The organism is Prevotella sp. oral taxon 317 str. F0108, assembly GCF_000162415.1.
Taxonomy (GTDB): domain Bacteria; phylum Bacteroidota; class Bacteroidia; order Bacteroidales; family Bacteroidaceae; genus Prevotella; species Prevotella conceptionensis.
Genome location: NZ_GG740072.1, coordinates 613,842 through 629,019, shown reverse-complemented (window position 1 = coordinate 629,019; position 15,178 = coordinate 613,842). Strand labels below are relative to the sequence as shown.

At 46.6% G+C, this 15,178-nt stretch carries 12 protein-coding genes; 5 read left to right on the top strand and 7 right to left on the bottom strand.

From position 1 onward, the window contains the following. The first annotated feature begins 819 nt into the window (after positions 1–819). The 3 genes from HMPREF0670_RS02250 (at position 820) to HMPREF0670_RS02240 (ending at position 4,589) form a co-directional block, all read left to right on the top strand. Positions 820–1,140: a hypothetical protein gene (locus HMPREF0670_RS02250; RefSeq protein ID WP_232213842.1), complete on the top strand. Its 321-nt coding sequence runs from the start codon at positions 820–822 to the stop codon at positions 1,138–1,140. 206 nt (positions 1,141–1,346) lie between these two features. Next, a complete protein-coding gene (locus tag HMPREF0670_RS02245) occupies positions 1,347–3,509 on the top strand; it encodes a TonB-dependent receptor (RefSeq protein WP_009229538.1) in 2,163 nt (720 codons plus the stop codon). Between the two features lie 45 nt (positions 3,510–3,554). Next, complete coding sequence (locus tag HMPREF0670_RS02240; protein WP_044077614.1) at positions 3,555–4,589, top strand: hypothetical protein; 1,035 nt, start codon at positions 3,555–3,557, stop codon at positions 4,587–4,589. A 129-nt stretch (positions 4,590–4,718) separates the two neighbouring features. Here HMPREF0670_RS02240 and HMPREF0670_RS02235 read toward each other — a convergent pair whose 3' ends face one another. From HMPREF0670_RS02235 to HMPREF0670_RS02220, 4 genes are all read right to left on the bottom strand, one after another. Beyond that, entirely contained in the window at positions 4,719–5,645 is a 927-nt protein-coding gene (locus HMPREF0670_RS02235; RefSeq protein WP_009229536.1) for a hydrogen peroxide-inducible genes activator, read from the bottom strand. Positions 5,646–5,910: 265 nt separating this feature from the next. Beyond that, on the bottom strand, positions 5,911–7,326 hold the full coding sequence (locus tag HMPREF0670_RS02230; protein WP_009229535.1) for a glycoside hydrolase family 57 protein: 1,416 nt from the start codon (positions 7,324–7,326) through the stop codon (positions 5,911–5,913). 24 nt (positions 7,327–7,350) lie between these two features. Beyond that, positions 7,351–8,619 carry a glycosyltransferase family 4 protein gene (locus HMPREF0670_RS02225; protein ID WP_009229534.1) on the bottom strand — a complete coding sequence of 423 codons (1,269 nt, stop codon included), beginning with the start codon at positions 8,617–8,619 and terminating at the stop codon, positions 7,351–7,353. A gap of 18 nt (positions 8,620–8,637) precedes the next feature. Next, positions 8,638–10,584, bottom strand: coding sequence for a glycogen debranching enzyme N-terminal domain-containing protein (locus HMPREF0670_RS02220; RefSeq protein ID WP_009229533.1), 1,947 nt, complete (start codon positions 10,582–10,584; stop codon positions 8,638–8,640). A gap of 254 nt (positions 10,585–10,838) precedes the next feature. On the opposite strand from HMPREF0670_RS02220, the gene HMPREF0670_RS02215 reads away from it, so the two are divergent. Beyond that, entirely contained in the window at positions 10,839–11,543 is a 705-nt protein-coding gene (locus tag HMPREF0670_RS02215; RefSeq protein WP_009229532.1) for a Crp/Fnr family transcriptional regulator, read from the top strand. Here the strand turns inward: HMPREF0670_RS02215 and HMPREF0670_RS02210 are convergent. The 3 genes from HMPREF0670_RS02210 to gap all read right to left on the bottom strand — a co-directional run bounded on the left by HMPREF0670_RS02210 (position 11,540) and on the right by gap (position 14,529). Beyond that, positions 11,540–12,472: a diacylglycerol/lipid kinase family protein gene (locus HMPREF0670_RS02210; RefSeq protein WP_009229531.1), complete on the bottom strand. Its 933-nt coding sequence runs from the start codon at positions 12,470–12,472 to the stop codon at positions 11,540–11,542. The two genes, HMPREF0670_RS02215 and HMPREF0670_RS02210, sit on opposite strands and share 4 nt — an antisense overlap. Positions 12,473–12,476: 4 nt before the next feature. Further along, positions 12,477–13,427, bottom strand: a complete 951-nt coding sequence (gene miaA / locus HMPREF0670_RS02205; protein WP_009229530.1) for a tRNA (adenosine(37)-N6)-dimethylallyltransferase MiaA — start codon at positions 13,425–13,427, stop codon at positions 12,477–12,479. 82 nt (positions 13,428–13,509) lie between these two features. Further along, entirely contained in the window at positions 13,510–14,529 is a 1,020-nt protein-coding gene (gap, locus tag HMPREF0670_RS02200; protein WP_009229529.1) for a type I glyceraldehyde-3-phosphate dehydrogenase, read from the bottom strand. A gap of 196 nt (positions 14,530–14,725) precedes the next feature. Between gap and mscL the strand changes: the two genes are divergently transcribed. Then, positions 14,726–15,115, top strand: coding sequence for a large conductance mechanosensitive channel protein MscL (gene mscL, locus HMPREF0670_RS02195; protein WP_009229528.1), 390 nt, complete (start codon positions 14,726–14,728; stop codon positions 15,113–15,115). Positions 15,116–15,178: the final 63 nt, after the last annotated feature.

The following is a 15,178-nucleotide window of genomic DNA, read 5'->3' as shown; positions in this document are numbered from 1 at the left end:
ACTTTTAGCCCCTAAAATCACACTTTTGGACGACTATTTCGCACTTTCGGGTCATATTTTAATGCCTCAAAAACGGTTTGTTTATACCATTGCGACGTATATTTATGCTTTTTGCCCTACATTTTGTACTGCGTTTAGCCCCCCTTTACCTTGCATTTTGCACCAAAACGCAGTGTATTTTGCACCAAAACGCACTGCGTTTTGCACCATATTGCACTACATTTAGCACCAAATAGCCCCAAAATGGCTGCAAATGGCGGTTCTTTATAATAAATATTCATCTTGCCAGCATTTACAACTACCCCCTTTTGCACCAAAACCAACCTTCGCGAGAATCGATTTTTTGCGGCAAGGTGAGCGATTGGTGAACAGAAAGGGCACTCATAATGTTAAATTTAATACCGAATAGTTTACAAATATTCGGGGACCGAGTTGCCTTTTAAACAAGACAAAGTTGGAATGGACATCGTTCCCACCAACTAACACCGTAGCAGTTGTTACACAGTAAGCGGCAAAGGGAGTGGTCTAGGCAATTGCAGGAATGACTCCTACCAAAAGACCTGTGAAAAGGAAAGCACTAATCTCAAAACCATGTTGGCCTAGGCACCCCATCACTTACAGAACGGCGGTTATGGTGGGCTGCAACAACTAGCATAAACCTCATGAAGATTGTGGTTAAGCGTTAAATAAAACTAACAATCAGGGTGTTTAGAAACAAGGTTCGTTCTTTTGTCGTATTTTTGCAAGGTGAATAGTTGTGCGCCGTAAACAGGGGTGCACATACTTGGTTGCCGGTAGGCACAATCAATGGTTTAGCACATGAACAAAAACAAACACATCAGACGTTTTCTTGCATGGATGTTCATCGTAACATTCATGTCGGTGTTTGTTATCAAAGACTTTCATGCACACGAAGACCATTCTTCGAAGGTGCATCTCGCATGCGACGGCACGACAAAAGCCCTAAAATCATCGTGTTTCATCTGCGACTTTGTCATGCACAACGCTGGCGCGCCCATACTACAGGTCTATCAGCCAGCAGTGTTTGCCACCATCCTCACACCTTACATTTTCACCCAACAAGTTGTTTACCGCCATGTTGAAGCGGTAAATAGCCACTCGCCGCCTACACGCGCTTAACTTTTCCAGCCATTACACCCCCATTGCATCCATATCAGTGGGACAAATGCGCCTTTTCGGATAGGGTATAATGGGCTGCATTTACATTTTAATCACTGGCGGCCGAACAAGGTTCGGCCGACTCCTCCAATCAGTAATTGTACACTGTTTGCTTGACGTGCCGAAACGATAAATCGCTATGCACGCAAGCTAACACACATTGACGTATGGGTAAAAGAACTTTTCTTTGCGTCGCACTCGTTGCGAACATTGCGCTATGGGCTACAGCAAAGGTGCAAAGCACCGCACAACCCAACTTGTTAAGCCAACAAACCGACACGACGACAAACATAAACAAAAAGAGCAACAAGTCGGTTTTTGGCAAGGAACACAACATCAAGGAGGTTGTTGTAACAGGCGTGCGCCAACAAGCCAGCATCAACAGCGTAAGCGACAGGATAGGCGAAAACCTTATCGATCGCTCTATGGGCAAATCGCTTGCTTCCATTCTCGAACATGTTAGTGGAGTAAGCTCCATTCAGACAGGGACAACGGTGGCCAAACCCGTTATCAACGGCATGTATGGCAACCGAATACTCATCGTTAACAATGGGGCGCGGCAGACTGGACAGCAATGGGGAGCCGACCATGCACCCGAAATTGACCAAAACAGCAGCGGTTCTATCGAGGTTATCAAAGGGGCAGAGTCTGTAAGGTATGGCTCTGAGGCTTTGGGCGGAATAATCGTGATGAACCAAAAGGCACTGCCTTATGGGCTAAGTGGCGTTTCAGGCCACTTACGAACGCTCTATGGCAGCAATGGCAAGCGCTATTCTGTTGTGGCACAAGCAGAAGGGACGATGCCTTTCAACAATAGTTTGGCTTGGCGACTGCAAGGGACCTACGCCAATTCGGGCGACCAAAGCGCAGCCAAATACTTGCTTAACAACACCGGCTATCGCGAACACGACTTCTCCGCATCATTGGGCTATAAGTACAACAACCTTAAATTGGAAGGCTATTACAGCATGTACAACTTAAAGTTAGGTGTTATGCTAAGCGCACAAATGGGTAGCGAAGACTTGTTAAAGCAGCGTATAGAACTGGGGCAACCCGTGGAAGTATCGCCATACACCAGGCATATCGACTACCCTTTCCAGCATGTCGTTCACCATACGGCCATTGGTAAGGCCTTTTTCGATGCAGGCAAGTATGGCAACTTTCAATGGCAGACTGCCTTTCAGTACGATGACCGCAAAGAAAACCGCATCCGAAGGATGAACCTTTCGGATATTCCCGCCGTTAGCCTGTTCCTTACATCATTTCAAAACCAACTGAAATGGAATTTGGCCTACAACAGATGGAACACCGAGGCCGGCGCATCTTACTTGCACATTCGTAACCGCAACCAAGCGGGAACGGGCGTTGTGCCCCTTATCCCGAACTACACCGAGTACGACTTAGGCATTTATGCCATACAGAAGTATCGCCACGAGAATTGGACGGCAGAGGCAGGCATACGCTTTGACAACCAAGAAACGCATGCATCGGGCTACGACTATACGGGTAAGCTCTATGGCGGGCACCACATTTTCAGTAACTTCTCGTACAATCTTGGTACGAGCTATCGTTTGAACGAGCAGTTGAAACTAACTTCTAACTTAGGTTTGGCGTGGCGTGCACCACACGTGCACGAGCTTTACAGCAACGGAAACGAGCTGGGTTCGGGCATGTTCGTCATGGGCGACTCAACCATGCACTCGGAACAGAGCACAAAATGGGTCACTTCGCTATCCTACCGCTCTGCCTTTGCAGAGGTTAGGGTAGATGCCTACCTGCAATGGATAAACGGTTACATCTACGACGAACCAGAAAGAGGCAAGTATGTCACAGTGATTTCAGGTTCATATCCGCTTTTCCAATACAAGCAAACCGATGCCTTCCTCCGAGGGGTAGACTTCGATGTGCGGCTAAAACCCATGCAACACTTGGAATACCACCTGCTTTCAGGCCTTATCTGGGCCAACGAAAAGCGGACAGGCAACTATCTGCCCTATATCCCATCGGCGCGTTTCGACCACGACTTGACCTGGGAAGACATTCGCGTGGGTAAGGGCAACGCATGGTTACAATTAAAGCACAGGCTGGTTTTAAAGCAGACGCGCTTTAACCCCGCAAGCGACCTCATCGACTTTACACCTCCCACATACAACCTCTTCGGGTTTGAGGCTGGCATAGAATGGCCGCTTAGCGATCGGAATAAATTGCGTGTGCTGTTGGCTGCCGACAACCTCTTTAACAAAGAATATAAGGAATACACCAACCGCTCGCGTTATTACGCCCACGATATGGGGCGCGACATACGGCTCTCCCTCGGCTGGTTCTTCTAAAAAAACAACAAACATTGACAATTAAACAACAAAACTAATAAGGTTATGAAAAAGAATTTTTTCAAATCAATGTTGGCACTATCTTGTGCTGCATTATTCGCACTAGCATTCACCGCTTGCGACAACAAAGTGGACACACCGGTTGACGAAACGAAAAACAAGTTACACGAAGACCCCGTGAAGGTAACTGTGCAGCTGGTTCAAGGCCACATGCACGCCAATTGGCTTTACGTTGACACGGAGGGAGGATTCCACCAAGACTCTGAATCGAAAGCAAAATACCTGAAACGCATCCAAGAAATAACCTACGAGGTAAAGCCCGGCAAAGGTTGGACGCTAGCAGAAGGCAGTGCCGACAAGTTTTATGTGGTGAAAGCCCACGATTATAGTACAGAAAAAGGGTTCGAAAATCCCGCCCCTGTTTATCTCTTGTTCATCAAATACTATAACGCCAAAGGCGAATACATAAACGGACAATTTGTGAAAAATGGTCAGGACGCCATTCACCAGCACTTCTTTACGGTTGAAAACGTGAAAGAACTGATGAGCGGAAGGGACGTATCCAGTAAGCCCAACACCCCAGATTACATCGCTTACAAATACACAGACACCACACCCTGGGACAAAACGGTGAAATACGACGGTGCCAAACTGACTGGCACCACCAATCCCATCGGGCTTAAAGGGGTGATGAAATTTTTGAAAGACGATGTAACGATGGACCTCCGCATTAGGCTATATCATGGATTTCAAGGAAAGAAGGACCCTCGCACGGGTAAATTCAGTCCCTATTATCGATTCTCGCCCATGCAGTTGCAACAGGGAACCTGGGACATAAACTTCACCGTTCCTGTGGTGGTGTATGCAGATAGGGAAGATTACATCGGAGAAGATACCTTTAAGGAGGACATGGACATTGACAATTTCCCAGAAAATGGTTTTAAAGAAGATGTAAGCAACAAACTGATTCACCGCATTATGAAAGCCCTTAACCTTTCATGGACAGAGGCTCTTCGCGATTATCACAAGTCCATCTTCACAACAGCACCACACGACTTAGGCAAAGGTATTTGGTTGTAAGGCTTTTACAAGGGGCCATACAGAACTGTCCATTAAAACGAACAACGTGCGTTTCGATACAAGCGAAACGCACGTTGTTCGGTTATTGTTCTCCGCTACATCAGAACATGCAATCGGGAGAAACGTATTCTAGATCTTTTTCTGCGTCTGCCTCAACGTCAGCATGTCCTTAGGTACGCTCGCTTGTATCTCTTCAACAAGCAGGCTGCGCAGTGTTTTGCGAATAAAGTTCTTGCCGGTTATCATCACAATCTCGCGTGTTGGCACAGGGATGGCAAAGGGGCGCACAAGGCGTTTGTGGGTTTCGTCTAGCTGGTGCACGGCCAATTCGGGTATGAAGGTGATGCCCTTGCCGCTTTCAACAATACGCATGAACGTTTCGATGCTGCCTAAGGTATAGGCTTTCTTGGCAGCCGATGCTGCTTTAAGGTGGCAAAACTTCACCAATTGGTCGCGAAAGCAATGCCCTTCATCAAGCAACCACAGATATTCGCCCGTTAGGTCGGCTGTTTTTATGCTCTCTTTGCTGAACAACGGGTCGCCATCGGCCACGTATGCAAAGAACTGTTCGTAGAACAACGGCAGGCTATCAAACTCGTCCAATCCCTCTAATTGTGCCAATATGCCCGCATCTACATCGCCCCGAACCAAGGCCCGTTTCAAGTCTTCGGTCTTCATCTCCACGATGCGCACATCCATATCGGGATATTTGTTCATTAGTTGAGGGAAGAAACGTGGTATAAGATAGGGGGCGATGGTGGGTAAGATGCCGATGGTGAAAGTTCCGAGCAAGGAATGTTTCTCCTCTTCCACCGTCTCTTTGAGCTTTCGCGCACGCAGCAACACTTTCCATGCCTGTTCCACAACCAATCGTCCAGTGGAAGTTGGGGCGATGGGCTGACTCTTTCTGTCGAATATTTTCAGTCCTAACTCGTCTTCTAACTTCTGCACCATCGAGCTTAATGTTGGCTGCGTAACGCCACAATATTCGGCAGCCTTGGCAAAATGGCGGAACCTAAACACCGCCATCACATATTCTAGTTGTTGTAAAGTCATTCTATCTATATTGTTTTGCGTGATACAAAGTTACAACATTAAAGCAACAACACCAAAGTTTCTTGATAATTAAGATTTGCAGATGGGCAATGGCGTAAACAAGTAAGTGCCAACCGTATTACATCTGGCAGTAGACAGAATGCAAACGCGAGCCTAGGCTAGGGCCTAAGCTCGCGTAACTAATAATTTACCTGGCAATTGGGAACATAAAAATAATTTGTTGCACCAACAACACTTGGTAAAAAGTATGTAGGAAGAATGTAGGCTATCCTATTGCCCTTTTACTTGCCTTCTGTTTTTGGGCAACCTTCTTGGCAGTGGCACGCTTTGCCTTTGGTTTCACCTCTCCCTTATCCAGCATGGCGCGGAGCTTATCGTCTTCGGCCTCAATCTTGGCAATTTTGGTTTGCAAACGAACAATCTCCTTTTCTTTCATTTCTATTTCATCGCCTTGGTTCTTAATGGTTGTGAGTAAGCCATTCAGTTCTTCGTTGCCGATGTCTTCGGGATAAAGGCTGTTTACCCTGTTGATGAAGTCGCCAAGGATATTCATATAATTGGTGAAAGCGTCGAACGGACTGCTGTAAATGCCGCGGTCGATAGCCACTCCCGTATTCTTGGTGGTCATAAAGCGGAAGTTGTTAGAGGCTTGCAGATAGTCCCAATCTTGATTGATGCGCGAGTCGTTGGCAATTCTCACCCTATCAGCCACGCTATATAGCTTGTTGAAAGCCTCGCGTTGCATGGGATTACCCAGCCAACTGCTCACATCGCGTTCTTCGTCAATCCACGACAGGGCATACGGAACGTCTAAAGCGGCCACGCTTTTCATCTTTGCACATATCTCGGAGGGTGTTGAGAAGTTTATTCCTGCTTGTTTGGCACAAACGGGTATGGCTTTCAGGAACTCTAAGATGTTGCTTGATAAGGGCTGCGCAATACCCAAAGCCGAAAGTTCCATAAAGATGTTGATAACTTGTTCCTCTTCGGGCAAAGCTGCTATCTTGCCAACATACCTGTCTGCGAAGAGTGGATACTCGTCCCACTCGCTGTTGTTAAAGCGCAACGACACGTCATCGCTTAAACGGATGTCGCGCAAAAGCAGTTTCAGATTGGGTGCCATGTTGCAATGGTAGAGGTAATGGGGCGACTTCCAACCCAATACGTGCTTAGCTCCCTCGGTTAACATGCCCTTAAAGCCCATGTGCGAAGCCTTCAACCCAATGTCGTCGTTATAGATGAGCGAAGAGTTTCTCAACACCTTGGGCACTTGTCCGAAATATTCCTTTATCTTTTGGCATTGTTTCTTCACTTCGGCCTCAAAACTGTCTTCGTTGATGAGTGATGCCAAACCATGCGAATAAGGCTCGGCCAAGAATTCGACACAGCCTGTGTCGTTTAGTTCTTGCAGCTTGTCCAACACTTGCGGTGCGTGCATTTCCAATTGTTCGATGCCCACGCCCGAAAGTGAAAAGGCCACCTTGAAGTACTGGTCGTTGGCCTTAATCATGTCGAGTAGCGCATTTAGCGCAGGCATGTAGGAGCGTTCGGCAATGTCGGTTATGGTTCGTTCGTTCTCGAAGTCATCGTAATAGTAGTGATCTGTACCGATATCGAAGAATCTGTACCGTTTGAGATGGATAATTTGGTGTATCTCAAAATATAAACATATCGTTTTCATCGTTTTATTGTTTTAAAGGCTGCATTAGTTCTTGTTAATTGTTCTCTCGTAAAGCGTGCGTATCCAAAGTCCAACTTTCTCCCAAGTAATTTGGTCTACCTCGTTTTTTCCCTCTTCTTGAAGGTAATGGAACAGGCTATCGTTGTGGCAAATGGAGTAAATGGCGTCGGCCATGGCGTGTATGTCCCAATAGTCTACCTTGATGCAATTGGTCAATATCTCTGCGCAACCGCTTTGTTTGGAAATGATTGAGGGCGTGCCGCATTGCATGGCCTCGAGAGGCGAAATGCCAAAAGGTTCGCTTACAGACGGCATCACATACACATCAGAGGCTTTGAGGCACTCGTAAACCTGCTTGCCGCGCATAAATCCAGGGAAGTGGAACCGGTCGGCAATGCCGCGGTTGGCAGCCAGATAAATCATTTGGTCCATCATGTCGCCCGAGCCAGCCATACAGAAACGCACGTTTCGGGTGCGGTGCAACACCATAGTGGCCGCCTCAACAAAGTATTCGGGTCCCTTTTGCATGGTGATACGTCCAAGGAAGGTAACAACCTTTTCCTTATTATCGTGATTAGGGCGTGGAATGTCTTGCAGTTCTTGCGCCAAGGGATATACGGCGTTGTGCACGGTAAAACACTTACGCGGGTCTTGATGGTACTGGTTGATAACCGTTTGGCGAGTAAGTTCAGACACGCACATAATGCAGTCGGCGTTGTCCATACCATCTTTCTCGATTGAATAAACCGTTGGGTTTACCTTTCCGCGCGAACGGTCGAAGTCGGTGGCATGTACATGGATGCAAAGCGGCTTGCCCGACACCTGCTTGGCATGAATTCCCGCGGGATAAGTGAGCCAGTCGTGTGCGTGAATGATATCGAACGACTGCTGCCTAGCCACTACGCCTGCAACGATTGAGTAGTTGTTAATCTCTTCGTGCAGGTTGTCGGGGTAGCGTCCGGAAAACTCCACGCAACCCAGGTCGTTCAAGTTCATGTAGTTGAAGTCGGCATATATGTGGTCTCTCAATTCATAATAGTATTCGGGAGACATTACGTTGCCTAACCTTTCTTTAAGATAATCGTAGTTTACGTCGCGCCATGCCACGGGAACGCAGTTCATGGCCACGATGTTGGCGGCGTTCTTGTCTTCGTCGCCCCAAGGTTTGGGCAGGCAGAAAGCTATTTCCATGTCGCCTTGGGCATGCAACCCTTCGGTGATGCCAAAGCTTGCCGTACCAAGACCGCCTAAGATGTGAGGAGGATACTCCCAACCAAACATTAGTACTTTCATTATTCAGTTCCTCCGTTGTTATTGATATGAGTATTTTTCAAGTAGTTCTAAAGTTCTCAGTATTTCGCCTACGTTCATGGCGAACGATATTGCGCCACGACCATGGAAAGGAGGGTTGCCATCGAATAGTTCGGGAATGGTTCCGAGACAATGGTAGAACATCTCATCTTCGTAGCCAACCATCTGTCTTTCGATAAAGCTTAGGCGCGTACGCTTATAGAGTTTGAGGCACGCTTCCATGTAAAATCCGCCCAACCAAGGCCATGCGGTTCCCTGATGGTAGGCATAATCGCGTTGCAGCTGCGACCCTACGTACATGGGATTGTATCCTCCACTCTTGGGCGACAAGGTTCTAAGTCCCTTGGGGGTGAGCAACTCCCGCGTGCAGACATCAAGAACGCTCTTCTTTTGGTTCAACTCTAATGGCGAATAGTCTAACGCAACGGCGAAAATCATGTTCGGACGCACGCTCCAGTCTACCATATTGCCGTCAACAAAGTCGTAAAGGTAGCCGTATTCGTTCAAGAACGTGTCCACAAAGGCTTTCTTACACCGTTCGGCCATCTCTTCCAAGTTCTCTGTTTCGTGGGGTTCGCCCATGTCGGTGGCGATGGTTGCAGCGAATTTCAGTGCATTATACCACAGGGCATTGAACTCTACGATGTATCCGGAGCGAGGAACTGCGGGCTTGCCATTGATGGTTGAGTTCATCCAAGTTACGGCTTTGTCTTTTCCGTTGGTCCTAATAAGTCCGTTGTCGTCGAGTGTAAGGTTTGGATGCTTGTTACTCCTTATATATATAATGATGTCTTTAACCAGCTGTCCATACTTTTCAATGCACCGTTCCTTGCCAGTTTCTCGTCCATATTGCTGTATGGCCCAAATCGCCCACAACAAAACGTCGGGCTGTTCTATCTCTGCAATCTTGACAGTTAGGGGCTTGTCGTCCATAAACTCGCGCAATCCTCTTTCCGCCGTGCGCATAACCGCCTCGAAATAACTTTCTTCTTCAATGGCTAATGTTAAACCAGGCAAAGCGACGAAGGTGTCGCGTGCCCTGCACTTGAACCAAGGATATCCGGCTAGGATGTACTCGTCACCATCTCCCTCACTGATATGGAACTGGTGAGCAGCATTTATCAAACAGTGGAGAAAGTTGTCGCGAGGGCTTCTCTCATTCACCTCATCTTCAAACAATTGACAGAGGCCTTTTGTTGTAAACTCTTTGATGGAGGCAGAGAACACGATGCTTTCGCCCTTTTTGATGTTCATCTCGAAGTAACCAGGCACATAAAGATCCTCGTTGGCATCGTAACCGCGTTCTTGTTCCTTTGGATATTCTAAGCCACGATACCAATTTGGTTCGAACACAAACGTATTCTTCTTACTGAACTGCATGAACAAATCAGGATAACCTGCATACATGCAAGTCTTTATGCCGTTCTCCACTTCGTGGTACTCGCGTGACGCCACGGTGTTTTCGTGAGTGTACTCTCGCACGCTCCTAAATGCGAGGAAGGGTTTGAAACGCAGAGTGGTGGCTGAGTGCGCATCTTCTAAGGTGTATCGAATAAGTATCCGGTCCTCGAAGTGCTGGAAAACCATTTCCTTTCTCAGCAGCACTCCCCCAACCCTATACAAGGTTGTGGGCACTTTATCGCAGTTGAACTCGCGGATGTATTTGTGTCCGTTAGGACTGTACGTGTTTCCGCGGTACTTATGCACCCCAAGATTGAACACTGCGCCGTGTTGAACCACAGAGACATCGAGTGCAGAGAGCAGCACATGATTGTCGTCATCGATTTCAGGAATTGGCAGAACGAGTAAGCCATGATACTTCCTCGTATTGCAATCCAGTATAGACGAACAAGCATACGCTCCCGACCTGTTAGTCCGCAGCAACTCTTTAGGTAATGTTTCCTCAAGATTGGTCATGAGGGATTTTTCAAATCGTATATAACCCATATAGCTATACTTTAAGGTTTAATTGTTAGTCATCAAGTTCAGAAGATTGGTTAGGATGTCAACTCTTCATCCGCCAAAAGTACAAAAATATCGGCTTTAACACAAATAAAAGCCGATGAAATTGCAAAAATAACCTTTTTTCTACTTCATTCAGATAAAAAAGAGAACAACAAACCCGCTCCTTAGAAGAAAAATGTGTAATTTTGTATGCAATTCTGTTAATCACTACAAGACTGAGTAAAGCCAGGAAAATTATGACAGCTAAAATTCTAGTATCAAGGGAGGAAGTGATTGGTATCATTTCCGAACACTGGGCTCCCCTTTCGAAAGCCCAACAAGAACTGTTGGCCGACAATGTGCGGATTGTTACATTTACAAAGAACGACATCATATATAGAGGAGGTGAATCTCCACACGAAGTGATGTGCCTTGTGTCGGGTAAGGTTAAGGTATATAAGGATGGCGTTAATGGTAGAAGTCAAATTATCCGCGCTATTAAGGCTGTGGAATTTTTCGGTTATCGGGCTTTCTTCGCAGGCGAAGAATATAAAACTTCGGCTATGGCCATCGACACGTGCGTCGTTGCTTTCATACCTATCAAATTGGTGGTGAAGTTCATTCACGAAAACACGGCCGTCTCGTCTTTCTTCATTCGGCATTTGGCAAGATTGCTAGGCTCGTCTGATGAGCGAACGATAAATCTTACACAAAAGCACATACGAGGGCGACTAGCCGAGACGCTGTTGTTCTTAAAAGACAGCTATGGAGTGGAAGAAGACGGCTACACACTAAACATATATCTCAGCAGAGAAGATATCGCGAGCATGTCAAACATGACAACAAGCAATGCCATACGCACATTGTCCTCGTTTGCTGCCGAAAACATGGTTGCAATAGATGGCCGCAAGATACGCATCATGCAAGACGAAGAGTTGCGCAAAGTTAGCAAACTGGGTTAATCGGGTATCAAAAAGTTTATCACTTCTTGCTCTACCAAAATCTTAAACTCGCCAACGGGCGTGTTCATCGGCCTTCCATCAATGCCAACCAAGGCGTGATTGGCATCCATGAATTCAACCATGCGTGTGCGATAAGGGTGCACGCTACGATGATTTAAGAATTTACCACGCAAAAACAAGTAAATACCTTCAAACAATTTCATCATCTTAGGATGATACACCACCGACACATCCAATAATCCGTTGTAGGGAACTGCATTGGGCGTTTGACCGTACCCCAAAGCGTTTCCAACGCAGATGGTCATTATCTTGCGGTTCAGCACTTCTTCATTAATTTTCAAACGCATCTTATATTCTAGTCGTTGGAAGGCCAGAAGTACGAAAGAAAAAAGGAAAGACAAGGTACGCGACCCAAAAAGGCGTCGTGTTTGCATGCGCAAGTTCATGATGGTGGCAATCAGCCCAACGTTTACACAATTCAGAAAGTACCGCCGGCAGTTCTTCCCCTCCTTATTAATATAGCGAATGAGACCCAAATCTATCTTCCTTACGCGTCTTTTCTTCAACCATTTCACGATAGAGTCCACATCGCCGTCCTTCATTCCCCAGAAATGAGCAAAGTCGTTCATCAGCCCGTTGGGTATAACGCCCAACGCTATGCCGTCTCTCGTTTCTTTGTCAGCGCGCATCAGACAGTTTACAGCATCGTTAAGAGCCGAGTCGCCCCCAACAACAACAATGGTTTGATAACCATTCTCAATGAACATGGTTATCAGTCGCTCAACGCTATTGGCGTTTTCGCTCTGCACATAGTCAAAGTCGATTCCGTTGTCCATCAGGCTTCGCTCCACCCTACTCCAACGCACTCCCCTGCTGTACATCCCTTTCTTGGGACAGTACAATATTGCCCATTTCTTGTTTGCTGCCATACTATTATCTTCTCTTTCCGTAAATAGTTTCGTCTTCTTGTTCCATCCACCTTTCAATTTGCGCTAGCTTGTCGGCCATTGGCATGCTAGCGTTTAACCAGTGGATGTTAAACCCACGCCGTTCCATGCCTCTAAACCACGTCATCTGCCGTTTGGCAAACTGGTGAATGGCTATCTCCAACTGCTTGAACATTTCATCGTACGACATTTCTCCAACCACAAAGGCCGTAACGTACTTGTATTCCAGTCCATAGTACATCAGGTCTTCTTTCGCAATGCCGTTCTTTTCAAGCAGTCCACGCACCTCTTCTACCATCCCTTCTTCCAATCTGGCTTTCAGTCGAGCAGTTATTCGCTCTCTGCGTACGTCTCTGCCAACGTCTAATCCCACGATGAGCGAACTCACGGCTGGCAGCCTTCGTGTATCAACGGGACGGCGTAAGTTGTGAAATTCAATTTCTATTGCCCTTATGGCACGACTTACCGTATCAACATCCGTTTCGTTGTGCATTACCGAACCGTTCCTTGCCTTCAACCATACCAACAGCTCTTTTAACTCGGTTAACGTTCGTGCGGATAGTTTTTTGCGCAAGTTGTCGTCTTGCGGAACAGGCGACAAGGCGTAACCTTTCAGCACCGCCTCCATATAAAGACCCGTTCCGCCGCACAATATGGGCAGCACTCCCCTATGGGTAAGGTCTTCGTATGCGGCGTTGAAGTCTTCTTGAAACCTAAACAGGTTATACTTCTGCCCAGCATCCTCTATATTTATAAGGTGGTAAGCAATTTGTTTGCCGTCCACATTATATTCAGACAGGTCTTTACCTGTACCAATATCCATGCCCCGATACACCTGTCTACTATCCGCGCTGATAATCTCGCCACCCGTTTTGGCGGCAAGATTAACAGCCAAGGCAGTTTTGCCACAGGCAGTTGGACCCAATATCGTTATCATCTTCACAAAGGCAAAGGTAATAAAAAAAGCCGTCCTAACTTATAGGACGGCTCGTTTTTGTTCAGTTTAACGCTAAAAATAATTAGCCGTTAACCTTTGCCATGTGCTTAATCAGCTCAACAACCTTGTGCGAGTAGCCAATTTCGTTGTCGTACCAAGAAACAACCTTCACGAAGGTATCGGTAAGAGCAATACCTGCTTTGGCGTCGAAGATAGAGGTGCGAGGGTCGCCCAAGAAGTCAGAAGAAACCACAGCATCCTCGGTGTAACCCAGAACACCTTTGAGTTCGCCCTCAGAAGCTTCCTTCATGGCAGCACAAATCTCCTCGTACTTAGCAGGCTTAGCCAAGTTAACGGTAAGGTCAACAACCGAAACGTCGAGTGTAGGAACACGCATAGACATACCCGTGAGCTTGCCGTTCAATTCGGGGATAACCTTACCTACGGCCTTAGCAGCACCAGTAGAAGAAGGAATGATGTTACCCGAAGCGGCACGGCCACCACGCCAGTCTTTCATAGAAGGACCGTCAACAGTCTTTTGTGTAGCAGTGGTTGAGTGAACCGTCGTCATCAAACCATCGGTGATACCCCATTTGTCGTTCAACACCTTAGCGATAGGAGCCAAGCAGTTGGTGGTGCAAGAAGCGTTAGAAACGAATTGCGTACCCTTTACGTAGGTCTTGTCGTTTACACCAGTTACGAACATGGGCGTATCGTCCTTAGAAGGAGCCGACATAACAACATACTTAGCGCCTGCATCAATGTGTCCTTGCGACTTTTCCTTAGAAAGGAACAAGCCGGTAGATTCAACAACATATTCTGCACCAACCTCGCCCCACTTCAAGTCGGCGGGATTGCGCTCAGCGGTTACACGGATAACGTTGCCGTTTACGATGAGTTGCGACTTCTCAACGTCTGCCTCGATAGTGCCATTGAAGATACCGTGCATCGTGTCATACTTCAGCATGTATGCCAAGTAGTCTACAGGGCAAAGGTCGTTGATAGCAACAACTTGCACTTCTTTAGCGTTAGCCTCTTCGAGAGAAGCGCGGAAAACGAAACGACCGATACGGCCAAATCCGTTAATACCAATTTTAATCATCTTTGTTCTTATTTTTAATGGGTTAAAAATATGCGTGTGGGGGCATTTAGCAAGTTGACATTACAAAATGGTTTAACAAATCAAAATGTTAGCCTAAACAATGCTTTTTTTCCTCAATTGCACCGCAAAGTTACGAATTTATTTCTATATTTGCATTGGATTTCACAAATAATTATTATCAACAACAAAAAAAACAATGAGTAAATTTTTAAACGAGTTTAAAGACTTTGCCATGCGGGGTAACGTGTTGGATTTGGCAGTCGGCGTTATCATAGGCGGAGCTTTCGGCAAAATCGTCTCTTCTGTCGTAGACGACTTGCTGATGCCCGTTATCGGAATGCTAATCGGAGGGTTGGATTTCAAGGGGTTGTCTATCACCATTGGTGAAGCTAAAATCATGTATGGCAATTTCATCCAGAATGTTATCGACTTCACGATTATAGCTTTCTGCATCTTCTTGCTCATCAAGGGCATCAATTCTCTCTCGCGAAAGAAAGAAGAACCTGCTGCTCCAGAGGCACCAGCAGAGCCCAGCAACGAAGAAAAACTGCTTTCAGAAATTCGCGACTTGCTCAAAAACAAGTAATAATCACAGTTTCAACAAACCCACAAAAGCACCTGTCGAACATTCGTCGGGTGCTTTTTTATT

What these genes read in the sequence shown, in the direction of transcription:
- HMPREF0670_RS02250 (WP_232213842.1), top strand. Translation starts at nt 820, where the DNA reads ATGAACAAAAACAAACACATCAGACGTTTTCTTGCATGGATGTTCATC.
- HMPREF0670_RS02245 (WP_009229538.1), top strand. Translation starts at nt 1,347, where the DNA reads ATGGGTAAAAGAACTTTTCTTTGCGTCGCACTCGTTGCGAACATTGCG.
- HMPREF0670_RS02240 (WP_044077614.1), top strand. Translation starts at nt 3,555, where the DNA reads ATGAAAAAGAATTTTTTCAAATCAATGTTGGCACTATCTTGTGCTGCA.
- HMPREF0670_RS02235 (WP_009229536.1), bottom strand. Translation starts at nt 5,645, where the DNA reads ATGACTTTACAACAACTAGAATATGTGATGGCGGTGTTTAGGTTCCGC.
- HMPREF0670_RS02230 (WP_009229535.1), bottom strand. Translation starts at nt 7,326, where the DNA reads ATGAAAACGATATGTTTATATTTTGAGATACACCAAATTATCCATCTC.
- HMPREF0670_RS02225 (WP_009229534.1), bottom strand. Translation starts at nt 8,619, where the DNA reads ATGAAAGTACTAATGTTTGGTTGGGAGTATCCTCCTCACATCTTAGGC.
- HMPREF0670_RS02220 (WP_009229533.1), bottom strand. Translation starts at nt 10,584, where the DNA reads ATGGGTTATATACGATTTGAAAAATCCCTCATGACCAATCTTGAGGAA.
- HMPREF0670_RS02215 (WP_009229532.1), top strand. Translation starts at nt 10,839, where the DNA reads ATGACAGCTAAAATTCTAGTATCAAGGGAGGAAGTGATTGGTATCATT.
- HMPREF0670_RS02210 (WP_009229531.1), bottom strand. Translation starts at nt 12,472, where the DNA reads ATGGCAGCAAACAAGAAATGGGCAATATTGTACTGTCCCAAGAAAGGG.
- miaA (WP_009229530.1), bottom strand. Translation starts at nt 13,427, where the DNA reads ATGATAACGATATTGGGTCCAACTGCCTGTGGCAAAACTGCCTTGGCT.
- gap (WP_009229529.1), bottom strand. Translation starts at nt 14,529, where the DNA reads ATGATTAAAATTGGTATTAACGGATTTGGCCGTATCGGTCGTTTCGTT.
- mscL (WP_009229528.1), top strand. Translation starts at nt 14,726, where the DNA reads ATGAGTAAATTTTTAAACGAGTTTAAAGACTTTGCCATGCGGGGTAAC.